Consider the following 23,435-nt stretch of genomic DNA (forward strand, 5'->3'; position numbering starts at 1 on the left):
CTCGCGCTCACCGATTGGCCGCGATCCAGGTATCGATCTGCGCCCACCAATCGAAGAGCCAGTCGATGCGTTCCTGCCGTCCGACCGGTACGTCCTCCGGTGGCACCGACCAGAACCGCATCACGATCCGCTTGTCCATCGGCAGTTCCCGCCACACGTCGGCGACGGTGACCATCCGGTCCAGCCCGGTGTGGGCGACGAAGATGACCCCGGCGTCCGGGGCGGCGTCCAACGCGGCGAGCATCCCGCCGGGCTGCGGGGCGAGCACGTGGCGCATCCGCTCGGCGCGCAGGGCCATCCGTTCCAGGCCGAGGGAACGCAGCCGGGCAATGGCGCGCAGTCGCCGTTTGGGGGTGAAGTTGCCGCCCTCCGGGAAGATCACGAACGCGTCGTTGTCGTCCAGGCCGGAGGCCAGGTGCCCGACCTGGCGTACCGTCTCCTCGCCGCGCTCCGGCGTCGGTGCGATGAACCGGTTGGGCAGCCGGTTGAGCAGCACGTCAATCGCCGGGTCCCACTGGAGGCTGTCCTTGAGAACGATCCGTGGCTCCCGGTTGAACCAGTTGACCAGCCCGTGGATCAGGATGAAGGAGTCGCCCGGCCCGGCGTGCCGGCAGAGCACCAACTCGGGTCGGCCGGGCAGCGCAGTGTCCGGGTCGGTGCCCACCACGTCGATTTTCAACCGCAGTGTCCAGCGGGCCTGCCAGAACAGCACCCGCAGGAACCAGCCGGCCAGCACATAGTGTGCGCGCTGGAAGGCCGGGGACCGGGCCCGCCAGCCGAAGCCGGAGGCGACCCAGAGCACGAAGAGCGCGAGTAGCGCGGCGGCATCCCAGACGAGGTAGACGCACCCGATCCAGAGCAGTCGCAGCGGGCGTAACCGGCCCGGGACCAGCGGGGAGGCCGCCGCGGCGAGCAGCGCCCAGACCGGCAACGTGGTGACCACGAAGAACGCGAGCACCACCACGGCGGGGGCGATCAGCAGCCGGCGCAGCCACCTGGGGGGCAGCGGCATCACCGCACCACGTGGGTGGCGAGGTAGCGCCGGGAGGCGGTGTACGCCCGGCTGATCCGCCGGCCCACCGCCGCCATGTCCCGGTACGCCCATGGGGTGTCGTCGCGTGGGTTCAGCCCTCCGGTTGGCAGGACGTGCACCTCCACCCCCTCGGGCAGCGCCGCCATCTCCCGGAAGAAGCGGTGCCGGCGGGATATCTCGAACGCGACCTGTGCGATCTCCCACGGCCGTCGGGGCGGCGTCAGCTCCCGTTCGATCCGACCCACCTGGAGGACGAAGATCTGGCGAGCGCCGACGGCCACCGCCTCGCCGATCGGAATGGAGTTGACGATGCCGCCGTCCACGTAGTGCGCGCCGTTGATCTGCATGGGCGGGAGCAGGCCCGGCACTGAGGCCGACGCCAGCACCGCCGGCACCACCGGGCCACTGTCGAACCAGTGCTCGGCGGCCCGCTCGATGTTCGCGGCGCAGCAGCGGAACGGCACCCGCAGGTCGGCGAACGTGGTGTCCACCCCCAGCTCGCTCTCCAGCAGGCGGCGCAGCGGCCGGGGTGAGTGCAGGTGGGTGCGGGCGGCGAAGCGGCGCAGCTGCCGGGCGACCGAGTCGCCGTACACCTCGCTCGCCTCCGGCGAGGCCCAGAGCCGGACGAGCCGGTCGGTCACCGCCTCCGACGGGTCGGCGGCGACGAGCGCGCCGTTCACCGCGCCGATCGAGGTGCCGAGCACCATGTCGGGTTGGATGCCGGCGCGGAACAGCGCTCGCAACATGCCCACCTCGACCGCGCCGAGCACTCCCCCGCCGCCGAGTACGAACGCCACCGGTCCCCCCGCCATGCCCCTCATCCTGGCACGGGCCCGCAGCAGACCGCTCGGCCACCGTCGCCGGATGGTCGGCGAACGCCAGACTCCGACCATCGGTCGAGTCGGCAACGGCGTTGACAGGCAGGACACATTCGCGCAACCTGATACCGCTCCCACCCCCGAGGCAGGTGCGATCCGTGAAGGCAGCACTGCATCCAGGCCGACTGCTGGCCCGCAGATACCGGCTTCTCGACCAGATCGGCGCCGGCGGCATGTCGGTGATCTGGCGTGCCCGGGACGAGGTGCTGGACCGGGTCGTCGCGCTCAAGGTGCTCGCCCCGTCGCTGGCCGCCGACGCGCGGTTCCGAGGCATGGTGCGCGAGGAGGCCAGGGCCGCCGCCCAGTTGGTGCACCCACACGTGACCTCGGTGCACGACTACGGCGAGACGGTCGCCCCGGACGGCTCGATCACGTCGTTCGTGGTGATGGAGCTGCTCAGCGGTGAGGAGTTGGAGCTGAGACTCACCGAGGGGCCGCTGCCGTGGACCGAGGCGGTCGAGGTGGGTGCGCAGGTCGCGGACGCGCTGGCCGCCGCGCACCGGCTCGGCATCGTGCACCGGGACATCACCCCGGCCAACGTGATGATGACCGGGACGGGTGTCAAGGTGCTCGACTTCGGCATCGCCACCCGGATCGGCGCTCCCGACGAGGACGAGGACGGCGAGACCTTCGGCACCCCGGCGTACGTCGCCCCGGAACGGCTCGACGGCGCGCCGGCCCAGCCGTCCACCGACGTGTACTCGCTCGGCGTCCTGCTGCACGAGGCGCTGACCGGCCGGGTTCCGTACCCGGCGGACACTTGGGAGCAGCTCAGCGCCGCGCTGGCCAGCGGCCCGCCGCCGACGCTCGCCGAGCTGCCGGAGCTGCCCCCACCGGTGGTCCAGATCTGCCTGCGCAGCCTCGCCCGGAACCCGGCTGACCGACCGACCGCCCGGCAGGTCGCCACCGCGCTACGCGACCAACTGCTGCCGGTCGATCCCCCGGAGGTGACCGTCCGGGTGCCCACCCGGCCCCTGCCGCCGCACCCGGTCGGCGTCCCGACGGCGGCCGGAGAGACGGCGGCCGTGCCGGCCGGGGCGGGCTGGTCGCGACGGCGGCTGGCGTTGTTCCTGGTCCCCGTGATCCTGGCGGTCGGAGGGACGCTGGCCGGCGTGGCCCTCCTGCCCGATCAGGAGCCGGAACACCGGACGCAGCCCACGGTCGGCCCGGGGACGACCCGCCCCGCCGACCCGCCGGCCTCCGTGCCGTCCGAGCCGACCGCCACGCCGTCGGCGAAGCCGAGCACCAGCTCGCCCGCCAGGGATCCGGGCACCCTGGTCGAGGCCGCCAACCGGGTCGACGAGCTGATCGGCACCGGGTTGAGCGCCGGGGAGATCCGCGTTGACGTCGGCCTCGACCTCCGCAACGAGCTGCGAAACCTGACCGCCGCGGTCAGCTCCGGCCGCGACGAGCTGGCACCGCCGGTCGCCCGGCTGCGCGAGAAGGTCACGGTCCGCCTCGGCGAGGGCGGCATCAGTCCGGCGTACGCGCAGCAGCTCGACGCCGCCATCGCCGAGCTGGGTGCGGCCCAGGTCTGACCGCACCTGGACGCCCGGGTCAGCGGGCCGACACCGGGGTCGATTCGCGGATGTCGTGCCGGCCTGCGGCCAAACGCCGGTAGACCTCCGCGTAGCCGTACGCCATCCGCTCGGCTGAGAAGTTCTCCGCGACGTGCGCCACACAGTCCTCCGGGTCGAGTCGCTCTGCTGCCAGCAACGCTCCGGGCAGCTCCTCCGGCCGCTCACAGACCAACCCGGTCAGCCCGGGCCGGACCAGCTCCGGCACCGCACCCCGGTTGAGCGCGACCACCGGTGTGCCGGTCGCCATCGCCTCCAGCATCACCATGCCGAACGGCTCATCCCACTGGATCGGCATGATCAGGCAGCGGGCGTCGACCAGCATCCGGAGCGTCTCCGCGCGGTTGGCGTTGAGCACGACGGTCACGTCGTCGTCGACCAGTGGCGCGACGACCTGCTCGTAGTAGCGGCGCTCGGCCGGCTCGTTGCACTTGCCGGCCAGCAGCAGCGGCAACCCGGCCGCCCGGCACGCCCCGATGGCGATGTCCGGGCCCTTGTCCGGGCTGAACCGGGCCAGCCACAGCACCGGCCCCGGGCCGGGCTCGGTCTTGCGCGGAAAACCACGGATGTCCAACGCGTTGTGCACCGTGCCCGCCCAGGGCAGGTCGGGGTTCAGCCGGCGCTGGGCGTGCGAGATCGCCACCAGGGCGACATCCGCATCGATGTCGCCGAGCACGTCCCCGTACTCCCCCACCGGGTTGCCATGCACGGTCGCGACCGTCGGCACGGCCCGGCGGCCGGCGAGCAGCGGGCCGATCGTGGTGTGGTCGTGGATCACGTCGAAGTCGGCCGCCGTGATCAGCCGATTCACCCGGGCCAGGTGGGCCAGCTCCGGCAGTGACTCGCCGAGCCGCTCGTACTGGACCTCGGGAACGGTGGAGACGAAGCCATCGGCGGCGGTGCCGTGGTGATCACCAGCACCGAACAGGGTCACCGCGTGTCCCTGCCTCGTCAGCGCGTCCACCAGGGCGGCGACGACCTGCTCAAGACCGCCGTAGCCGGGCGGCGGAACGGACAACCAGGGAGGAACCACCATCGCGATGCGCAACGACCGCTCATCAGGACGGCCCGCAGGCGGGTGGGTCACGGCCACGAGTCCTCCCCGTTGATCCCCGGTGCGGCGTCAACGCCGGTCGGCATGGTCGGCGGCGATTTCCCTGTGGTGTCCCCGGTAAACCGGACAGAGCGGACGGTCACCCGCCCACCAGGAGTTGGTCGTGGATCACCCGCACCCCGGGCGCGGACCAGGCCACCCGCTCGACCTGGTCGCGTTCCCACCACGAACGGACCACCCCGGCGAGGACCAGCGTGTCGCCGTCCACCTCGACGGTCACCCGCTCGGCACCGACCGTGCGCAGCAGCGCCCGCTGGACGTCCCGACGCAGCCGATCAGCGGCCAGGGGCACCGGAGGTCGTACCTCGATCAGGTTGGCGATCCCCCGTACGCCGTCGAGCCGGCGCACTTCCCCCTCGGCGGCGCGCCGCTGCCACCCGAATTCGACCTCCCCGCGCAACATCACCCAGCCGTTGGCCACGGTCACGTCCAGCCGCTCGGCGGGCACGAAGCTGTCCCACTCCAGCGCGCGGGAGACGGCGATGGCCACCTCGCCGTCGGTACGCCCCGGCGTGCCCGGCAGCCGCACCTCGATCTCGTCGGTCACCGCCCGTACGCCGCGGACCCGCTGGGCGCACCGGGTCGCGGCCCAACTGCGGGCGACACCGTCCACGAATCCGGTCAGGGTGACCACGCCCTCGTCGACGGTCACGCCGATCTCGTTCGGTTGCAGCCGGGCGTCCCAGGCCAACTCTGCCAGGACGTCGCGTTGGATCCGCTGGTCGTCCCGGACATCCACCACCTCGGTCATGGCGCCCACCCCCGGTTCCGGTTGCCGAGACTCGTCCAGTGAACCTGCCGGCAATACGGGTGACGGCGGTTCACCCGATCCGGGTGAACCGCCGTCCGGGCGGAAAAGAGCGGCGGGTGACGGAGCCAACCCCCTTGGCCCCGCCACCCGCCGCCGAAGGGAGGAGGCAGGTTCAGATGTTGGTTAGGACGTCTCGGCGAGCGTCACGGTTGCCGACTTCTCGACGCCGTTGCGCTTGAACTTCACCTCGACCCGGTCGCCGACCTTGCCGGCCTGCACCGCGCCGACCAGGTCGTCCGAATCGTTGACCGGCTTGTCGCCGAACCGGGTGACGACGTCGCCACGTTGCAGGCCGGCCTTCTCGGCAGGGCTGCCCGCGGTGATCGACGCGACGAGTGCGCCGCCGCCCTCGGCCTGGTTGACGCCCACCCCGAGCGACGGGTGGCTGACCTTCTCGCCGCGCTGGAGCTTGCCCGCGACGTCCTTGGCCTTGTTGCTGGGGATGGCGAAACCGACGCCGATGTTGCCGGTGCTCTGCCCGGAGGTCGCGATGGCGGTGTTGATGCCGATCACCTCGCCCCGGGTGTTGACCAGCGCTCCGCCGGAGTTACCCGGGTTGATCGGGGCGTCGGTCTGGAGCAGGCCGGAGATCGAGCTGACGGGCTGGCTCTGCTGGGTCGGGTCCTGCTGCTGGCCCTCGCCGGCCCGGATGGTGCGGTCCCGGGCGCTGAGGATGCCCGAGGTCACCGAACCCTGCAGGCCGAGCGGGCTGCCCAGGGCGAGCACCTGGTCGCCGACCTGCATGGCGTCGCTGTCGCCGAGGGTGGCCGGCTTGAGGTCGCTCACCCCGTTCGCCTTGACCACGGCCAGGTCGGTCTTCGGGTCGGTGCCGGTGATCTTGGCGTCGGCGGTCTTGCCGTCAGCGAAGACCACCCGGACGGTCCCGCCAGCGGCGGAGGCGACCACGTGGTTGTTGGTCAGCACGTACCCGTCCTCGCTGAGCACGACCCCGGAGCCCTCACCGCTGTCGGTGGTGATCGAGACGACGCTGTCCTGCACGGATGCGGCGATCTTCGGCAGGTCGGCGCCGTTGATCACCGGGGCCGCGGAGTAGGTGCGGGTGATGCCACCACCGTCACCATCCACGGCGAGTGCGAGTGCTCCGCCGGCCACGCCGGATCCGAGCATCAGGGCGAACACCGCGACGCCGGCGCCGGCGAACTTGGCGATCCGACCCGGCCGAGGGCCGCTGCCGGGCGGCGCGACCTGCGGGCCCCACGGAGGGGCCGGCTGCCCCGGGTGCTGGGCGTGCTGGGGGTGCTGGGGGTGCTGACCGGGGTGCTGGGCGTGCTGCTGGTGCGGCGGGTACGCCACGCCCGGCTGGCCCCCGCCGGCCCAGCCGGACTGCTGGCCCGCGTACCAGGGGGCACCGGGGTACTGGCCAGCGGTCGGCTGCGGGTAGCCGGGTTGGCCGGACGTCGGGTAGCCGGAGACCGGGTACGGCGGCGCGGAAGGCGTGGCGGTGGGTGGCTCGTACCCGGTCGGCGGCTCGTACCCGGTCGGCTGGGCGGTGGCCGGCGGCGCGCTGGCCGGCTGGCCGGCGTACGCGGCGGGCGCGGCCGGTGCGGCCGGTGCGGCCGGTGCGGCCGTGACCGGGGTGGTCTGCGTGTCATCGGTGGTCGAAACGACCGGAACGGGGGTGGTCGGGGAGTCGGACTGCGCGCGCTCGTCGCGCGGCAGCTCGGCGGTGGGGTGCGACGGCTCGGCGTCGGTGGGGGCCGGCCGGCGCTGCGGGTCGGACTCGAACTCGGTCATGGCACTACCTTCTCCCCCAGCACTGCGATCAAGCTGGAACCGTCCTGGAAGTTGGCTGAAAGTCACTCGCCCGCTCCGTCGATCTGTGGAAGCAGCGGAAGCCGGACCCGGAAGGTGGCCCCACCGCCGGGTGTCTCGGCCACCTCGACCGAGCCGTGGTGGGCGGCAACCAGCGCCGCAACGATGGCCAGGCCGAGGCCGGTGCCGGTGTTGCCGTCGGCCCGCCGGGTGCGGGCCGCGTCGGCCCGGTAGAACCGCTCGAAGACCCGTTCCGCCTGCTCAGACGAGAGGCCTGGGCCGGTGTCGGCCACCTCCACGACGGCAAGGTTCCCCGGTTCGGCACGCAGCCGTACCCGGATCTCGGCCTCCGGCGGGGTGTGGGTCAGCGCGTTGGTGACCAGGTTGCCGATCACCTGACGCAGCCGCGCGTCGTCGGCGGACACGACAAGTGGGCCCGATCCGGGCTCGATGTCCAGCTCGATCCGTCGGTCCGGGGCCATCGCCCGCGCGGCGTGCACCGCGTCGGAGGCGAGCACCGGCAACTCCACCGGCGTCAGCGAGAGCGGCCGTTCCCGGTCCAGCCGGGCGAGCAGCAGCAGGTCCTCCACGAGCAACCCCATCCGGGCCGCCTCGTCCTCGATCCGGCGTAGCAGGCCGGCGGTCTGTTCCGGTGCACGGGCCGCACCCTGCCGGTACAGCTCGGCGAAGCCGCGGATGGTGGTCAATGGGGTCCGCAGCTCGTGCGAGGCGTCCGCCACGAACTGCCGCATCCGCTCCTCGGAGCGAATGGCCCGTGCCTCGGACGCCTGAGCGGCGAAGGCGGCGTCTCGGGCAGAACTCTCCGCCCAGCGTGCCGCGGTCTCCGAGGCGGCTCGGGCGGTGAACGCCGCCTCGATCTGGGTGAGCATCGCGTTCAACGCCCGGGAGAGCCGGCCCAGTTCAGAGGACGGATGCTCCTGCCCCTGCTCCGGGTCGGGAACCCGGCGGGACAGGTCACCGCCGGCGATCGCGGCGGCCGTCTGTTCGATCTCCACCAGCGGCTTGAGGCTGGTCCGGACGATCGCCGCGCCGACCGACGCCAGCATGATCAGGACTGCGCCGCCGACCAGGAGATCTATCCAGACGAGCTGCTTCACCGCCCGGTCCACCTCGGTCAGCGGCTGGCCCACGGCCAGCACCTCGCCATCCGGCTGGGCGGCGTAGTAGACCCGCCACCGGGTGCGGCCGTCGTGGGACAGGACGGTCCGGGGCTCACCCTCCAACTCCTCGAAGCCCACCCGGCTGGTGGGGAAGGTCGGCAGTTGCGCGGGGTCGAGACTGTATTTGTCGTAGATCGCCGGGTACACCTGCTGCTCGTCGGCCAGCGACACGACGTAGTCGCTGGGCAGCATGGCGTTGATCTGACCGCTGCGTAACTTGGGGAGCAGCTGACCGAGACCCTGGGCGGTTGACCTGACCTGCCCGTCCACCTGGCCCTGCAGGTAGTTGCGCAGGAAGTACGCGGTCAGCGAGCTGATCACCAGCAGCGCGGCGGCGACCAGCGCGAGCACCGAGGTGACCAGCTTCACCCGCAGCGGCACGCTGCGGACCCGCCCTTTCGCCTGCTGGACCCGGTTCACGCCGCCGGCTTGCGCAGCACGTACCCCACGCCGCGGAGGGTGTGGATCAGCCGGGGTTGGGTGGTGTCGACCTTGCGCCGCAGGTACGAGATGTACGACTCGACGATGTTGTCGTCACCACGGAAGTCGTAGTTCCACACGTGGTCGAGGATCTGCGCCTTGGACAGCACCCGGTTGGCGTTGAGCATCAGGTAGCGCAGCAGCTTGAACTCGGTCGGCGAGAGCTGCACGCGCTGGCCGGCACGGTGGACCTCGTGGGTCTCCTCGTCCAACTCCAGGTCGGCGAAGGTGAGCCGGGACGGGGTCTGCTCGCCGGTCGTGGTGCGGCGCAGCACGGCGCGGATCCGGGCGGTCAACTCCTCCAGGCTGAACGGCTTGGTGACGTAGTCGTCGCCACCCAGGGTCAGCCCACGGATCTTGTCGTCGGTGGCGTCCCGAGCGGTCAGGAAGACCACCGGGGTACGCGTGCCGCCCTCGCGGAGCATCCGGATGACCTCGAAGCCGTCCAGGTCGGGAAGCATCACGTCGAGCACCACCAGGTCGGGCCGGTGGTCCTTGGCGGCGTGCAGCGCCGCGCTCCCACTGGTCGCGGTGGCCACGTCGAAGCCCGCGAACCGCAGGCTCGCGGAGAGCAGTTCGAGGATGTTGGGGTCGTCCTCGACGACGAGCAGTCGCGCCTCGGTTTGGGTAGCCGGCATGCGCCCATCATCGGTGACGTCACTGCGCCGACGCTGGACTCTTGCTGCAAAAATCCTGTGAGTCACCGGCCGCCCCTCGGGCGGCGTCGGTCAGCGCAGCAGGCGGCGCAGCCCGTCCAGCGCGCCGTCGAGCAGCCGGATCGCGGTGCGCAGTTGAGTGTCGCTGAATTGCCGGGCGCGCACCAGCCGGCCCACCTCGGCGGTGAACACGGTCAGCCGCTGGTCGAACTCGTCGAGGAGCGCGGCTTGCGGCCCGGCGGCCGATGCCGGTCGGGGCGGCGGCGCCGGCTCCTCCCACCGGGTACGGGTACGCCGGGTCTGCCGGGTGGCCTCGCTCAGCTCCCGCTTGAGGTCGCGCACCGAGCCGCGTACCTCGCTGCGGATCTCGCCGGCCAGGGTGGAGAGGTCCGCCACCGAGGCGGCGATGTCGGCCTCCAACGCGGTCAGCTCGCCGGCCCGTTGGCGCAGCTCGGCACGGCCGGCGTCGGTGATCTCGTACGTCTTACGGCCACCGGCGGCGGTGTGACTCACCAGGCCCTCGGCCTCCAGACGCTGGAGGCGGGGGTAGATGGTGCCGGCGCTGGGCGCGTAGAGCCCGAGGAACCGGTCCTCCAGCAGGCGGATCAGCTCGTAGCCGTGCTTCGGGCCGTCGTCGAGGAGCTTGAGCAGGTAGAGCCGGAGCCGCCCGTGGCTGAACACGGCGGTCACGGCAGTTCCTCCCCATCGTCGTCGACCGCTCGGGCGAGCAGGGCGATGCTCCCCGAGGTCGCGGAAGCCCAGAGCTTACCTTCGCCGTCGCCGAGCACTCCCTCGCTGCTGGGCAGCGGGAACGTCGAGGTGCGCACCTGCGGGAAGCCGCTGGTGATCCGGCCGGAGGCGGTGTTCAGCCGGACGGCAAGGTCGCTGTCCTCGCGGACCCGGACGGTGATGCTGCCCGAGATGGTGGTCAGCCGGATCTCGCTGCGCCGAGGGTTGTCCAGGTCGCACGTGATGGCACCGGAGACGGTCTGTGCCCGCACCCGGTCGGCGGCGCTGTCGGCGAGGATCACCTCCCCGGAGACCGTCTCCAGGGTGAGGTCGCCGCGTACGCCGAGCGCCTCCACCGGCCCAGAGGTGATCTTCGCGGAGGTGCTGCCGCGCAGGCCCATCAGGGTGATCTGGCCGGAGGTGACGTGGACCGTGGTCTGCCGACGCAGGCCGGAGGCGACCAGCGAGCCCGCGACCAGGCCCAGATCGGCGAGGACGTCGGCGGGCACGGCGACGGAGACATCCACCCGCGGATAGCGGTGGATCGACCGGAACCATCGCAGGACGCCCGCCCAGCCCCGGCCGTGCTCCTGGCGGATGCTGAGCCGGCCGTCGGAGTGATCGATCAGGATCGGCCGACGGCCGACCTGCGTGACGTCGATCCGGGTCGGGCCGTCGGTGGCGAAGACGTTGAGCCGCCCGCTCACCAGGCGGACGTCCAGCCGGGTGACCGGCCCGTCCACGGTGAGCCGCTGTGGGCTCTCCACCGTCCATCCGGCCATGGCGTCCCCCTCTCGACGGCACGCGGACACGCGCCTTGCAGAGAGGACAGTAACGCGATACATCGCGACAGCACAAGACAGGTCGCGAGTTGGTCGCCGATCGCCTCAGGCCGCCAGGTCCAGCTCGCGGCCCGCGGCCGGCGTCAGCGCGGGAACGGCCGGGGTCACCGTGGGCACCGAACGCAGCCGGGTCCGCGCCACGACACCCGCCGTGGGCAGCAGGTGTACGGCCGACTCAGCGGCCCGGGCCAGCAACCGCCGGTCGGCATCACGGGCCGGGTGCAGCGCGGCGGCGATCGTCACCGAGACCACCAACTCCCGCGCCGCGACCACCCGGGCCACCGACCGCAGCAGGGTGTCCGCACCGAGGAAGGCGGCGGCCGTGGTGGTCGTCCCGGTGGCCTCGCAGCGGTAGGCGAGCCGCAGCGGCACCACCGGGCTGCCCGTGTCGATGGCCGCCTGGAACATCGCTGGCCGGAAACCGCCGCCGGGGCGGCAGTCGGCGGCGCCGTCACCAGCACACCAGGTCGTACCCTCCGGAAAGACCGCCACCGACCGGCCGGCGCGCAGCGCGTCGGCGACCCGGCCGACGGTGGTCGGCAGCGCCCGCGGCCGGGAGCGGTCCACGAAGACCGTGCCCGCCGCCGCAGCCAGCAGACCGACCACCGGCCAGGAGCGGATCTCCCGCTTCGCCACCATCGGGGTCGGCGCGACGGCCAGCACCGCGATGATGTCCAGCCACGAGACATGGTTGGCGACCAGCAGCGCACGCCGTCGGGGCAGCCGACCCCGGATCACCAGCCGGACGCCGAAGGCGCGCACCGTGGCCCGTGCCCAGCCCCGCACCGCCGCCTGTCGTTCCCGGGACGGGAGCACGGGCAGCAGCACCACCAGGCCGACCCCGGCCAGCAACATGCCGATCGCGGCGACCACCCGGAGCACCCGGCGAGCCACCGGCACCGCGGGCACCTCTCCGACCGCCGGCAGGCACTCCTCGTCGCAGCCCGAAGAGGGCCGCCACAGGTCGTCCGGTACGGCGGTCACCGCTGCGCCCCGCCCAGGAAGTGCCGCAGGTAACGCGGGTTCATCCGGTCCAGCGAGAAGAGCACGTAGAAGTCCGCGCACCCGAAGTCGGGGTCGTACGACGGCTCGCCGCAGATCCACGCGCCAAGCCGGAGGTAGCCACGCAGCAGCGGCGGCACGGCGACGCGCCCGGCCGGTTCAGCAGCGGCTACCGAGGCACCGCCGGCCGGGTCGAGAGCAGCCCGGTCGAGAGCGGCGGCCGGCTCGGCGAACCAGGGCCGCAGCGGGCGGACCCGCAGCGGCGGCGGCGACAGGTGCCGGGTCTGGGCCTGGGCCCACACCTCGGCGACCGTCCGCCCACCGTCGGCCACCGGCACCGAGGCGCAGCCGCCGAGCCAGTGGGAGCCGCGCAGGTGCAGGTAGCGGATGATGCCGGCCCACATCAGGTTGATCACCGCGCCCGAGCGGTGGTCCGGGTGCACACAGGACCGGCCCGCCTCGACCAGGTCGTCGCGGAGCGGGTCGAGCGCGCCGAGGTCGAACTCGCCCTCGGCGTACCGCCGGTTGGTGCGGTCGGGCGGCAGCAGCCGGTACGTGCCGACCACCTCGCCGGTGCTGTCCTCGCGGACGATCAGGTGGTCGCAGTACGCGTCGAAGGGGTCCACGTCCAACCCGGCCTCGCCGGGAAGGAGGGTGGCGCCGAGCTCGGTGGCGAACACCTCGTGGCGCAGGCGTTGCGCGGCCGCGACCTGGGTGGGGTCGTCGGCGATCTCCAGGGTGTATCCGCTGGTCGTCAGGGGTGCGCCAGCGGCATGCAGAACGGCCATGGGTTCTGTGTAGGTGCCCGGGTTGCCATCCGCGGGGACCACCGGTGTCGATCGGATGAACGCCGGCAGGCGAGACCGCTAGCGACACCCGGCGGTGACCGTGCGAGGCTGCCGGGCGGGCCGGCGAAGGCGCCGGCACGCCCCACCGGAGGTCGACGATGCGCATCGAGTCCCGCTACAACGGGCCTGCCGGCTCCGGCAACGGCGGCTGGAGCGCGGGAGTGTTCGCCGCCGAGGCGGGCGGCACCGGACCGGTGGAGGTGACGCTGCGTCTGCCACCGCCCCTGGAGACCGAGCTGAGTCTGGTCGACGGCGAGGTCCGTGACCCGGCCGGCGAACTGGTGGCCGAGGTGCGCCCGACCGGGGTCGTCGATGCCGTCGTACCCCCTGTCGACCTGGAGACCGCGGTGGCTGCGGCGGCCCGCTACCCCGGCCTGGTCGAGCATCCGTTCCCCAGCTGTTACGTCTGCGGACCGCAGCGGGCGGACGGGCTGCGGATCTTTCCCGGCCGACTGCCGGACGGGCGGACCGCCGCGCCGTTCCGGGCGCCCGAGCAGGTCAGCGAGCCCACGGTCTGGGCGGCGCTGGACTGCCCCGGCGGTTGGACGGTGCTCGCGCCGGGCCGCCCCTACCTGCTGGGCCGGATCGCCGCCGTGGTCGCGGCGCTGCCGAGGCCGGGCGACGAGTGCGTGGTGACCGGCGTGTTGCTCCGCGTCGATGGGCGCAAGGCCCTCGTGCACACCAGCCTGTACGGCCCGGACGGCGCGCTGCTCGGCACGGCCCGGGCAACCTGGATCGCGCGCTGACCCCGGCCGTCGTCCGCAGGGAGGACCCGCCTCCACCCTGCGACGGACCAGAACGTCCGGACCGCGCCTGATTGACCTTGTTGCCGCAGGCCGTCACGCTGTGCCACGGCGCATATCGACGCCATACACGGGAGGAGAACGATGACTGACGGGCAGCGAAGCCCCACCAGCGACGGTCAGATCGTGGTGTCCGGTCTGACGAAGCAGTACAAGAACGTGCGGGCGGTGAACAACCTGTCCTTCACCGTGGCGCCCGGGCGGGTGACCGGCTTCCTCGGCCCGAACGGCGCCGGCAAGACCACCACCCTGCGCATGCTGCTGAACCTGGTCACGCCGACTGCCGGCACGGCCACCATCAGCGGCCACCGGTACACCGACCTCACCGACCCGCTGCGGCATGTCGGCGCGGTGCTGGAGGCCTCCAGCGCGCACAAGGGTCGCACCGGCATCAACCACCTGCGGGTCATCTGCGCGGCGGCCGGGCTGCCCAGCCAGCGGGCCGACGAGGCGCTGGCCCTGGTCGGGTTGACCCCGGCGGCGAAGCGCAAGTTCAAGGGTTACTCGCTGGGCATGAAGCAGCGGCTCGGCATCGCCGCCGCGATGCTCGGCGACCCCCGGGTGCTGATCCTCGACGAGCCGGCCAACGGGCTCGACCCGGAGGGCATCCGGTGGATGCGCGGGTTCCTCAAGAACCTCGCCCACGAGGGCCGCACCGTGCTGGTCTCCAGCCACCTGCTGTCGGAGATGCAGCTGCTCGCCGACGACGTGGTGATCATCGCGGCCGGGCAGTTGATCCGGCAGGGACCGGTCGAACAGGTCCTCGGATCGATGGCGCAGAGCGCCCGGGTCCGGGTCCGCACTCCGCAGGCCGAAACGCTGATCGCCGCGCTCAAGGCGCAGTCGGCGACCGTCGACACCGATGAGCACGGCACCCTGCTGGTTGCCGGGGTGGACGCCCCGACGATCGGCCGGTCCGCCCTGGCCGCCGGGGTGGAGCTGCACGAACTGTCCACCGAACGACCCGATCTGGAACGGGTCTTCCTGGAGCTGACGGCCGGAAAGGCGGGCATCCGATGAACCTGGTCCGAGCCGAACTGCTCAAGATCCGCACCACCAGCACCTGGTGGTGGCTGGCTCTCGGCGCGTTCCTGTCGATCGCCCTGGCGTTCGCGTTCAACGCCTGGTACGCCGTCACCGTTCTCGGCGGCGACGGCGGGGAGTTCGGCGCCAGCCCAGAGCAGTCGACACCAGCAGCGCAGGCGGCGAACATCTACACCTCGGGCCAGTACCTCGGGCTGATGTTCGTGATGCTCATCGGCATCCTGATGGTCACCAACGAGTTCTTCCACCAGACGGCGACCACGACGTTCCTGACGACCCCGCGGCGAACCTCGGTCATCGTCGGCAAGCTCGTCGCGGCCAGCCTGCTCGGCTTCATCTTCTGGCTCGGGACCACGCTGATCGACCTGGCCGCCGGCACGATCTTCCTTTCCGTGAACGATTACGGCACTCAGCTCGGTGAGTGGCCGGTGCAGCGGGCCCTGCTGTTCAACCTGCTCGCCTACGCCATCTGGACGATCCTCGGTGTGGGTATCGGCACGCTGATCACCAACCAGCTCGGAGCGGTGATCACGGCCGCGGTGCTCTACCTGGTGGGTACCCAGGTGGTGGGCCTGCTGTTCCTGCTTCTGTCGAACCTGCTCGACAGCGAGGCGGTGCTCAAGTGGCAGGTGGTCTGGCCCGCGGTGGCATCCCAGGTCATGATCACCGAAGGTCAGTCGGAGCTCGTTCCGGCCTGGTGGGTCGGCGCCCTGGTGCTGGTCGGCTACGCGCTGGTCAGTGGGATCGTCGGAGTGCTGCTCACTCGGCGGCGCGACATCGCCTGACGGCGTTCCTGACCCCGGAGTGGCCGCGACAAGGTGGCCGCTCCGGGGTCGTCACCCGTTGACGGCGGGCCCGGACGTCGTGGACCCGGGCCGCTTACCAGCCCTTCACCGGCCGCGCAGCGGTTGCTGAACTTCTGGCATCTTCTGTGAAACCGGCCACGGGACCGAGGCGGAAATGCCTGCGGGATCGGTACGGCGTAGCCTGGGAGCTGTCCAGTCCGTGCTCCTAATCGGGCGCGAGGGACACACCGCGTGCCACACAAACCCGCGTGAAAGAGGCGATTACCGGCCGTGTCGACCCAGCAGACTTCGCAGGAGAACCCACTGGCGGGTTTCGGCCCGAATGAGTGGATCGTCGAGGAGATGTACCAGCGCTACCTCGCCGACCCAACGAGTGTCGATTCGGCCTGGCACGACTTCTTCGCCGACTACCGGCCGGCACCCGGCGCGGCCACACCGCGCGGCGCTGAGCCGTCGGAGAAGCCGGCCGCCGCCCCCGAGCCGGACGGCCAGCCGGAGGCAGCCGCCAAGGTCAGCCAGCCGAGCGCCACGGCGCAGCCGGCGACCGCGAGCAAGCCGTCCGCCGCCAAGTCGGCACCGGCCAAGCCCGCCGCCGCCGCGCCGGCCTCGACCAAGGCCGCCCCGGAGAAGGCCGGCCCGGCCAAGCCGGCTGCGAAGCCCGCCGCGCCGAGCGCCGACGGCCCGCAGACCACGCCGCTGCGAGGCGTCGCGGCGAAGATCGTCCAGAACATGGACGCCTCGCTGAGCGTGCCCACCGCGACCAGCGTGCGCGCCATCCCGGCCAAGCTGCTGGTCGACAACCGCATCGTGATCAACAACCACCTCGCCCGCGGGCGGGGCGGCAAGGTCAGCTTCACCCACCTGGTCGGCTACGCGATGGTCCGGGCGCTGGTCCAGCACCCCGAGATGAACAACTCCTTCACCGAGGCCAACGGCAAGCCTGCGGTGGTCCGCCCGCCGCACGTCAACCTCGGCATCGCGATCGACCTGGCCAAGCCGGACGGCAGTCGCAACCTGGTGGTCCCCTCCATCAAGGGCTGCGAGCAGATGGACTTCCGGCAGTTCTGGCAGGCGTACGAGGACGTGGTCCGACGGGCGCGGCGCAATGAGCTGACCATGGACGACTACTCCGGCACCACGATCTCGCTGACCAACCCGGGCGGCATCGGCACCGTGCACTCAATGCCTCGGCTGATGCAGGGGCAGAGCGCGATCATCGGCGTCGGCGCGATGGAATACCCGGCCCCCTACCAGGGCATGTCCGAGACCACCCTGGCCGAGCTGGCCGTCAGCAAGATCATCACGCTGACCAGCACGTACGACCACCGGATCATCCAGGGCGCGCAGTCCGGCGAGTTCCTCAAGGTGATGCACGAGCTGATCCTGGGCGAGCACGGCTTCTACGACCAGATCTTCACCGCGCTGCGCATCCCGTACGAGCCGGTGCGTTGGATGCGCGACGTGGCCGTCAACTCCGAGGGTCAGATCAACAAGACCGCCCGGGTGCACGAGCTGATCCACGCGTACCGGGTGCGCGGTCACCTGATGGCCGACACCGACCCACTGGAATTCAAGATCCGCAAGCACCCCGACCTGGACGTCCTCCAGCACGGGCTGACCCTGTGGGACCTGGACCGCGAGTTCCCGGTCAACGGCTTCGCCGGCCGGCAGCGGATGAAGCTGCGCGAGATCCTCGGCGTGCTGCGCGACTCGTACTGCCGCCGGGTCGGCATCGAGTACATGCACATCCAGGACCCGGAGGAGCGGCGCTGGATCCAGGAACGGATCGAGCGCAAGTACGAGAAGCCGTCCGCCGACGAGCAGAAGCACGTCCTCAACCGGCTCAACGCCGCCGAGGCGTTCGAGACCTTCCTGCAGACCAAGTACGTCGGCCAGAAGCGCTTCTCGCTGGAGGGCGGCGAGTCGCTGATCCCGCTCCTCGGTGAGGTGCTGGAGTCCTCCGCCGAGAGCGGGCTGGACGAGGTCGTCATCGGCATGGCCCACCGGGGCCGGCTCAACGTGCTGGCCAACATCGTCGGCAAGCCGTACGAGAAGATCTTCTCGGAGTTCGAGGGCCACCTGGACCCGCGCTCGACGCAGGGCTCCGGCGACGTGAAATACCACCTGGGCCAGAACGGCAAGTTCACCAGCCCGGGCGGCGAGCACGCGGTCAAGGTGTCGGTGGTGGCCAACCCGTCGCACCTGGAGGCCGTCGACCCGGTGCTGGAGGGCATCGTCCGGGCCAAGCAGGACCGGATCGACCTCAAGCTCGAGGGTTACACCGTGCTGCCGCTGGCGGTGCACGGTGACGCCGCGTTCGCCGGGCAGGGCGTGGTCGCCGAGACGCTCAACCTGTCGCAGCTGCGCGGCTACCGCACCGGCGGCACCGTGCACGTGGTGGTCAACAACCAGGTCGGCTTCACCACCGCCCCGGAGTACAGCCGGTCCAGCCTCTATAGCACCGACGTGGCCCGGATGATCCAGGCGCCGATCTTCCACGTCAACGGCGACGACCCGGAGGCCGTGGTCCGGGTGGCCCGGCTGGCTTTCGAATACCGGCAGACGTTCAACAAGGACGTCGTGATCGACATGGTCTGCTACCGGCGGCGCGGGCACAACGAGGGCGACGACCCGTCGATGTCCAACCCCCAGATGTACAAGATCATTGACTCGAAGCGCTCGGTCCGCAAGCTCTACACCGAGGAGCTGATCGGTCGCGGCGACATCACCGTGGAGGACGCGGAGGAGCTGCTGCGCGACTACCAGGCGCAGCTGGAGAAGGTCTTCAAGGCCACCCGGGACGCCGCCGCGGCACCGCGCCAGCTCAACCGGCCGCGCCGCGAGGAGGAGCCGGAGCCGCAGGTCGACACCGCCACCGACGCGTCCGTGGTGAAGGCGATCGGCGAGGCGCACATCAACCTGCCGGAGGGCTTCACCCCGCACAAGCGGATCCTGCAGCTGCTCGACCGGCGGGCCAAGATGTCCGTCGAGGGCAACATCGACTGGGGCTTCGGCGAGATCATCGCGCTCGGGTCGCTGCTGCACGACGGGATCACCGTCCGGCTTGCCGGTCAGGACTCGCGTCGCGGCACGTTCGTCCAGCGGCACGCCTCGGTGGTCGACGCCCGCACCGGCGACGACTACCTGCCGTTGAAGTCGCTCACCGGCGATGGCGAGCGCTCCCGGTTCTTCGTGCACGACTCGCTGCTCAGCGAGTACGCGGCGATGGGCTTCGAGTACGGCTACTCGGTGGAGAACATCAACGCGCTGGTCGCCTGGGAGGCCCAGTTCGGCGACTTCGTCAACGGTGCCCAGTCGGTGATCGACGAGTTCATCTCGTCCGGCGAGGTGAAGTGGGGCCAGCGCTCCGCCGTCACCCTGCTGCTACCGCACGGCCACGAGGGCCAGGGCCCGGACCACACCTCTGGCCGGCCGGAGCGGTTCCTGCAGATGTGCGCCGAGGACAACATGCGGGTGTCCATCCCGACCACCCCGGCGAACTACTTCCACCTGCTGCGCCGCCAGGCCCTGTCGCCCAAGCGCAAGCCGCTTGTGGTGTTCACGCCGAAGTCGCTGCTGCGGCACAAGCTCTGCATCTCGTCGGTGGAGGACTTCACCACCGGCACCTTCCAGCCGGTGCTGCGCGACACGGCCGCCCCGGCACCGGAGGCGGTGAAGCGGGTGCTGCTCTGCACCGGCAAGATCTACTACGACCTGTTCCAGGCCCGGCAGCAGCGCGAGGTCACCGACACCGCGATCCTCCGGATCGAGCAGCTGTACCCGCTGCCGGTGGAGGAGATCCGGGCCGCCCTCGCGCAGTACCCGAACGCGGAGGACTTCGCCTGGGTGCAGGAGGAGCCGGCCAACCAGGGTGCCTGGTCGTTCGTCGCGCTCAACCTGCTGGAGCACCTCACGGACGTCCGGCTGCGGCGGATCTCCCGCCCGGCCGCGGCCGCCCCGGCGGTCGGCTCGGCCAAGACCCACGAGGTCGAGCAAAACGCCCTCATCGAGGCAGCACTCCCCCGCCCCTAACCCCCACCCCACCCCCTCCCACCCCCTCCCACCCCCTACCCCCCTACCCCCTCCCCCCGGTCCCGCCCCGCTACCCGCGGGCGGGACCGGCGGCCTTTCCGCCGCGATCTAGGGCTTATCGTCGCGATCCGAGATCGACTAACAACGACTAGCCCTAGATCGACGCATCAGATACGACGAGCGAGGACGTGCACCATGTACTTCACCGACCGGGGCATTGAGGAACTGGTCGAGCGCCGGGGCGACGAGCAGGTCACCCTGGAGTGGCTCGGCGAGCGGCTGCGCGACTTCGTCGACCTCAATCCCGAGTTCGAGACGCCGATCGAGCGGTTCGCCACCTGGCTGGCTCGCCTCGACGACATCGACGAGGACTGAACCACCCGGCGGCCGCCCCGGAACGGCACCACCGGCGCGGACCACGGGCGGCCCGGACCACGGGCGGCGCGGGTTCCTGAACGGCTGACCGGCGCTGGTCGGCCGCGACCAGCAGAGCACGCAGGGCGGCAGGCGCGCAGAGTCGGTTGCATCACTTTCTCGTCGTCACGGAGGGTCTCCACCCGTCCTCCGGGCTGTGGAGACGGCGCTTCAGGGCCATTGGACCCCGGACGGGTCAGGCGGTGATCTTCTAAGGTGGGGGCGTGGCCCGCAGCGTCTATCTGACCAGCGTGGGGTCCGGCGGGGGTAAGTCGACCATCGCCCTCGGCCTCGCGGAACTCCTCTCCCGGCAGGTCGAACGGATCGGCGCGTTCCGGCCGCTGGTCTCCGGCACCGGCCCCGACCCGATCCTCGCCCTGCTGCACGACCGCTACCGGGTCGACCTGCCCGAGGCCGACCTGACCGGCATGACGTACGCCGAGGCGGCGGCCCTGGTGGCGGACGGTCGCCGGGAAGAGCTGATCTCCCGGATCGTCGAGCGGTACCGGGCGGTCGAGCGGCGCTGCCCGGCGGTGGTCGTGGTGGGCAGCGACTTCGCCGACGGCGGGGACGGCGCCGGCCCCCGCGAGCTGGCCTTCAACGCCCGGCTCGCCACCGAGTTCGGCAGCGTGGTGGTGCCGGTGATCGACGGCTTCGGGCAGCAACCGGAGACGATCGCGGCGGCGGCGCGTGGGGCGTACCACGATCTGGAGGACCTGGGCGCGACGGTGCTGGCGGTCATCGCCAACCGGGTGGCCGGGCCGATGACAATGCCGGAGCTGCCGGTCCCCGCGTACGCCATCCCGGAGGTGCCGACGGTGTCGGCGCCGACGGTGGCCGAGGTGGCGGCGGCGCTCGACGCCACCCTGCTGGCCGGCGACGACGCCACCCTCGGCCGGGACGTGCTCGACTACGTGGTCGGTGCGGCGCACGTGCCGATCCTGCTCGACCACCTGACCGAGGGAGCGCTGGTCATCACCCCTGGCGATCGTGCCGACCTGCTGGTCGCGGCGAGCGCCGCGCACGTCGCCGGGCAGGTCTCGCTGGCCGGCGTGGTGCTCACCCTCGGTGAAAAGCCGGATCCCCGGGCGATGCGCCTGGTGGAGCGGCTCAACACCGGTTTCGCCGTGCTCTCGGTGACCAGCGACAGCTACGACACGGTCGAGGCGTCCAGCCGGATCGAGGGACGGCCCAACCCGGCCAACCCGCGCAAGGTGGAGGCCGCGCTGGGCGCGTTCGAGGGCAACGTGGACACCGTCGACCTGGCCCGCCGGCTGCGGGTCAGCCGCTCCGAACGGGTCACCCCGCTGATGTTCGAGTACGACCTGATCGACCGGGCCCGGGCCAACCGCCGCCGGCTGGTGCTGCCGGAGGGCACCGAGGAGCGGATCCTGCGCGCCGCCGAGATCCTGCTCCGCCGGGGCGTGGCCGACCTCACCCTGCTCGGGCGCCCCGACGACGTCGCCCGCCGCACCCGGGAGCTGGGCATCGACCTGACCGGCGCGGACGTCGTCGACCCGGCCGGCAGCCAGTGGCGGGACGACTTCGCGGTCGAGTACGCCCGGCTGCGCGCCCACCGGGGCGTCACCGCCGAGCTGGCGTACGACATCGTGACGCAGCCCAACTACTTCGGCACCCTGATGGTGGCCACCGGGCACGCTGACGGCATGGTCTCGGGTGCCACGTACACCACCGCCGCGACCATCCGGCCGGCGTTCGAGATCATCCGTACCGTGCCGGAGGTCTCGGTGGCCTCCAGCGTCTTCTTCATGCTGCTCGCCGACCGGGTGCTGGTCTACGGCGACTGCGCGGTCAACCGCGACCCGGACGCTGCGCAGCTCGCCGACATCGCGATCTCGTCCGCCGACACCGCCGCCCGGTTCGGCATCGAACCCCGGGTGGCCATGCTGTCGTACTCCACCGGCAGCTCCGGTGCGGGCGCGGACGTGGAGAAGGTCGCCACGGCCACCGCGCTGGTCCGGGAGCGCCGGCCCGACCTGCTCGTCGAGGGACCGATCCAGTACGACGCGGCGATCGACCCGGCGGTCGCGGCGACGAAGCTGCCCGGCAGCCCGGTCGCCGGCCGGGCCACGGTCTTCATCTTTCCGGACCTGAACACGGGCAACAACACGTACAAGGCGGTGCAGCGCTCCGCCGGGGCGGTCGCCGTCGGCCCGGTGATGCAGGGCCTGCGGCGGCCGGTCAACGACCTGTCCCGCGGTGCCACCGTGCCGGACATCGTCAACACGGTGGCGATCACCGCCATCCAGGCGGCCACCGAGGAGGCCTCATGAGTGGGGTGCTGGTGCTCAACTGCGGGTCGTCGTCGGTGAAGTGGCGCCACTACGACGGCGACCGGGTGCTCGACCACGGCACCGTCGAGCGGGTCGGTGAGCCCGGCGGCGGCCCGGCCGACCACACCACTGCGGTCCGGCAGATCCTCGACGGGCTGGACCTGACCGGGCTGACCGCGGTCGGGCACCGGGTGGTGCACGGTGGCCGCAAGTTCACCACGCCCGTCCTGATCGACGACGCGGTGTTGGCCGCGATCAAGGACCTGGTGCCGCTCGCCCCGCTGCACAACCCGGCCAACCTGGCCGGCATCGAGGTGGCCCGGGAGGCGCTGCCGGAAGTCCCGCAGGTCGCCGTCTTCGACACCGCGTTCCACCACACCCTGCCGGAGGCCGCCGCGACGTACGCGATCGACCGGGACACCGCGCAGCGGTACGGCATCCGCCGGTACGGCTTCCACGGCACCTCGCACGCGTACGTGTCCCGGCGCACCGCCGAGCTGTTGGGCCGCCCGTACGAGCAGCTCCACACGATCACCCTGCACCTGGGCAACGGAGCGAGCGCCTGCGCGGTGGCGAACGGTCGTAGCGTGGCCACCTCGATGGGCATGTCCCCGCTGGAGGGACTGGTGATGGGCACCCGCAGCGGCGATTTGGACCCGACCGTGATCTTCCACCTGCGCCGGGAGGGCGGGATGTCGGTCGACGACATCGACGACCTGCTCAATCACCGCAGCGGCCTGCTCGGGTTGACCGGCGTCAACGACATGCGCGAAGTGCTCAAGCGCCGGGCGACCGGGGACCGGGCGGCGGAGCTGGCCTTCGACGTTTACTGCCGGCGGATCACCGGGTACGTCGGGGCGTACTACGCGCTGCTCGGCCGGGTCGACGCGATCGCCTTCACCGCCGGGGTCGGCGAGCACGCGGCGCCCGTTCGGGCCGCCGCGCTGGCCGGCCTGGACCGGCTCGGCATCGCCGTGGACGATGCCCGCAATGACGGCGACGGTGACCGGGTGATCTCGCCCGACGGCGCCGAGGTGAGCGTCTGCGTCATCCGCACGGACGAGGAACGCGAGATCGCCCGGCAGACCCGGGATGTGGTCGAAGGCCGCTGACCACAG

The 23,435-nt window shown here is 71.7% G+C and carries 19 protein-coding genes; 8 read left to right on the forward strand and 11 right to left on the reverse strand.

Going from position 1 to position 23,435, the window contains the following annotated elements; translation table 11 throughout:
* Positions 1 to 7: 7 nt before the first annotated feature.
* The gene (locus ABZS37_RS04040; RefSeq protein WP_355165333.1) at positions 8 to 1,012 is read right to left on the reverse strand and encodes a 1-acyl-sn-glycerol-3-phosphate acyltransferase; all 1,005 of its coding nucleotides are present in this window, start codon (positions 1,010 to 1,012) and stop codon (positions 8 to 10) included.
* Entirely contained in the window at positions 1,012 to 1,845 is an 834-nt protein-coding gene (locus ABZS37_RS04045; protein WP_355165335.1) for a patatin-like phospholipase family protein, read from the reverse strand. Before ABZS37_RS04045 ends, ABZS37_RS04040 begins: the two co-directional genes overlap by 1 nt.
* Positions 1,846 to 2,009: 164 nt before the next feature.
* On the opposite strand from ABZS37_RS04045, the gene ABZS37_RS04050 reads away from it, so the two are divergent.
* Positions 2,010 to 3,449 carry a protein kinase gene (locus ABZS37_RS04050; RefSeq protein ID WP_355165337.1) on the forward strand — a complete coding sequence of 480 codons (1,440 nt, stop codon included), beginning with the start codon at positions 2,010 to 2,012 and terminating at the stop codon, positions 3,447 to 3,449.
* A 19-nt stretch (positions 3,450 to 3,468) separates the two neighbouring features.
* Here ABZS37_RS04050 and ABZS37_RS04055 read toward each other — a convergent pair whose 3' ends face one another.
* From ABZS37_RS04055 to ABZS37_RS04095, 9 genes are all read right to left on the reverse strand, one after another.
* The gene (locus ABZS37_RS04055) at positions 3,469 to 4,524 is read right to left on the reverse strand and encodes a glycosyltransferase family 4 protein (protein WP_355165883.1); all 1,056 of its coding nucleotides are present in this window, start codon (positions 4,522 to 4,524) and stop codon (positions 3,469 to 3,471) included.
* A 157-nt stretch (positions 4,525 to 4,681) separates the two neighbouring features.
* Entirely contained in the window at positions 4,682 to 5,353 is a 672-nt protein-coding gene (locus ABZS37_RS04060) for a BON domain-containing protein (RefSeq protein ID WP_355165339.1), read from the reverse strand.
* 183 nt (positions 5,354 to 5,536) lie between these two features.
* Positions 5,537 to 7,168: a trypsin-like peptidase domain-containing protein gene (locus tag ABZS37_RS04065; protein WP_355165341.1), complete on the reverse strand. Its 1,632-nt coding sequence runs from the start codon at positions 7,166 to 7,168 to the stop codon at positions 5,537 to 5,539.
* A 62-nt stretch (positions 7,169 to 7,230) separates the two neighbouring features.
* The gene (locus ABZS37_RS04070; RefSeq protein ID WP_355165343.1) at positions 7,231 to 8,787 is read right to left on the reverse strand and encodes a HAMP domain-containing sensor histidine kinase; all 1,557 of its coding nucleotides are present in this window, start codon (positions 8,785 to 8,787) and stop codon (positions 7,231 to 7,233) included.
* Entirely contained in the window at positions 8,784 to 9,485 is a 702-nt protein-coding gene (locus ABZS37_RS04075) for a response regulator transcription factor (protein ID WP_354995316.1), read from the reverse strand. Before ABZS37_RS04075 ends, ABZS37_RS04070 begins: the two co-directional genes overlap by 4 nt.
* 90 nt (positions 9,486 to 9,575) lie before the next feature.
* Positions 9,576 to 10,193, reverse strand: a complete 618-nt coding sequence (locus tag ABZS37_RS04080; RefSeq protein ID WP_355165345.1) for a PadR family transcriptional regulator — start codon at positions 10,191 to 10,193, stop codon at positions 9,576 to 9,578.
* The gene (locus tag ABZS37_RS04085) at positions 10,190 to 11,014 is read right to left on the reverse strand and encodes a DUF4097 family beta strand repeat-containing protein (protein WP_355165347.1); all 825 of its coding nucleotides are present in this window, start codon (positions 11,012 to 11,014) and stop codon (positions 10,190 to 10,192) included. Before ABZS37_RS04085 ends, ABZS37_RS04080 begins: the two co-directional genes overlap by 4 nt.
* Before the next feature lie 105 nt (positions 11,015 to 11,119).
* Positions 11,120 to 12,058 (reverse strand): lysophospholipid acyltransferase family protein, encoded by a 939-nt coding sequence (locus ABZS37_RS04090; RefSeq protein WP_355165349.1) that lies wholly within the window; start codon positions 12,056 to 12,058, stop codon positions 11,120 to 11,122.
* Positions 12,055 to 12,864: a GNAT family N-acyltransferase gene (locus tag ABZS37_RS04095; protein WP_355165351.1), complete on the reverse strand. Its 810-nt coding sequence runs from the start codon at positions 12,862 to 12,864 to the stop codon at positions 12,055 to 12,057. Before ABZS37_RS04095 ends, ABZS37_RS04090 begins: the two co-directional genes overlap by 4 nt.
* A gap of 158 nt (positions 12,865 to 13,022) precedes the next feature.
* Between ABZS37_RS04095 and ABZS37_RS04100 the strand changes: the two genes are divergently transcribed.
* From ABZS37_RS04100 to ABZS37_RS04130, 7 genes are all read left to right on the forward strand, one after another.
* Entirely contained in the window at positions 13,023 to 13,670 is a 648-nt protein-coding gene (locus tag ABZS37_RS04100; RefSeq protein ID WP_355165353.1) for a hypothetical protein, read from the forward strand.
* A 141-nt stretch (positions 13,671 to 13,811) separates the two neighbouring features.
* Entirely contained in the window at positions 13,812 to 14,747 is a 936-nt protein-coding gene (locus tag ABZS37_RS04105) for an ATP-binding cassette domain-containing protein (protein WP_355165355.1), read from the forward strand.
* Entirely contained in the window at positions 14,744 to 15,556 is an 813-nt protein-coding gene (locus ABZS37_RS04110; RefSeq protein WP_355165357.1) for an ABC transporter permease, read from the forward strand. Before ABZS37_RS04105 ends, ABZS37_RS04110 begins: the two co-directional genes overlap by 4 nt.
* Positions 15,557 to 15,847: 291 nt before the next feature.
* Complete coding sequence (locus tag ABZS37_RS04115; protein WP_355165359.1) at positions 15,848 to 19,609, forward strand: multifunctional oxoglutarate decarboxylase/oxoglutarate dehydrogenase thiamine pyrophosphate-binding subunit/dihydrolipoyllysine-residue succinyltransferase subunit; 3,762 nt, start codon at positions 15,848 to 15,850, stop codon at positions 19,607 to 19,609.
* A 195-nt stretch (positions 19,610 to 19,804) separates the two neighbouring features.
* Positions 19,805 to 19,984 (forward strand): DUF6104 family protein, encoded by a 180-nt coding sequence (locus tag ABZS37_RS04120; RefSeq protein ID WP_053660250.1) that lies wholly within the window; start codon positions 19,805 to 19,807, stop codon positions 19,982 to 19,984.
* Positions 19,985 to 20,247: 263 nt separating this feature from the next.
* A complete protein-coding gene (pta, locus tag ABZS37_RS04125; RefSeq protein ID WP_355165361.1) occupies positions 20,248 to 22,317 on the forward strand; it encodes a phosphate acetyltransferase in 2,070 nt (689 codons plus the stop codon).
* Positions 22,314 to 23,429, forward strand: coding sequence for an acetate kinase (locus tag ABZS37_RS04130; protein WP_355165363.1), 1,116 nt, complete (start codon positions 22,314 to 22,316; stop codon positions 23,427 to 23,429). Before pta ends, ABZS37_RS04130 begins: the two co-directional genes overlap by 4 nt.
* The last annotated feature ends 6 nt before the right edge of the window (positions 23,430 to 23,435 follow it).

The organism is Micromonospora sp. NPDC005413, from assembly GCF_040606435.1.
GTDB lineage: Bacteria > Actinomycetota > Actinomycetes > Mycobacteriales > Micromonosporaceae > Micromonospora.

Coding starts and splice junctions, on each gene's coding strand:
- ABZS37_RS04040 (WP_355165333.1), bottom strand. CDS start 1,012: ATGCCGCTGCCCCCCAGGTGGCTGCGCCGGCTGCTGATCGCCCCCGCC.
- ABZS37_RS04045 (WP_355165335.1), bottom strand. CDS start 1,845: ATGGCGGGGGGACCGGTGGCGTTCGTACTCGGCGGCGGGGGAGTGCTC.
- ABZS37_RS04055 (WP_355165883.1), bottom strand. CDS start 4,524: ATGGTGGTTCCTCCCTGGTTGTCCGTTCCGCCGCCCGGCTACGGCGGT.
- ABZS37_RS04060 (WP_355165339.1), bottom strand. CDS start 5,353: ATGACCGAGGTGGTGGATGTCCGGGACGACCAGCGGATCCAACGCGAC.
- ABZS37_RS04065 (WP_355165341.1), bottom strand. CDS start 7,168: ATGACCGAGTTCGAGTCCGACCCGCAGCGCCGGCCGGCCCCCACCGAC.
- ABZS37_RS04075 (WP_354995316.1), bottom strand. CDS start 9,485: ATGCCGGCTACCCAAACCGAGGCGCGACTGCTCGTCGTCGAGGACGAC.
- ABZS37_RS04085 (WP_355165347.1), bottom strand. CDS start 11,014: ATGGCCGGATGGACGGTGGAGAGCCCACAGCGGCTCACCGTGGACGGG.
- ABZS37_RS04095 (WP_355165351.1), bottom strand. CDS start 12,864: ATGGCCGTTCTGCATGCCGCTGGCGCACCCCTGACGACCAGCGGATAC.
- ABZS37_RS04100 (WP_355165353.1), top strand. CDS start 13,023: ATGCGCATCGAGTCCCGCTACAACGGGCCTGCCGGCTCCGGCAACGGC.
- ABZS37_RS04105 (WP_355165355.1), top strand. CDS start 13,812: ATGACTGACGGGCAGCGAAGCCCCACCAGCGACGGTCAGATCGTGGTG.
- ABZS37_RS04110 (WP_355165357.1), top strand. CDS start 14,744: ATGAACCTGGTCCGAGCCGAACTGCTCAAGATCCGCACCACCAGCACC.
- ABZS37_RS04120 (WP_053660250.1), top strand. CDS start 19,805: ATGTACTTCACCGACCGGGGCATTGAGGAACTGGTCGAGCGCCGGGGC.
- ABZS37_RS04130 (WP_355165363.1), top strand. CDS start 22,314: ATGAGTGGGGTGCTGGTGCTCAACTGCGGGTCGTCGTCGGTGAAGTGG.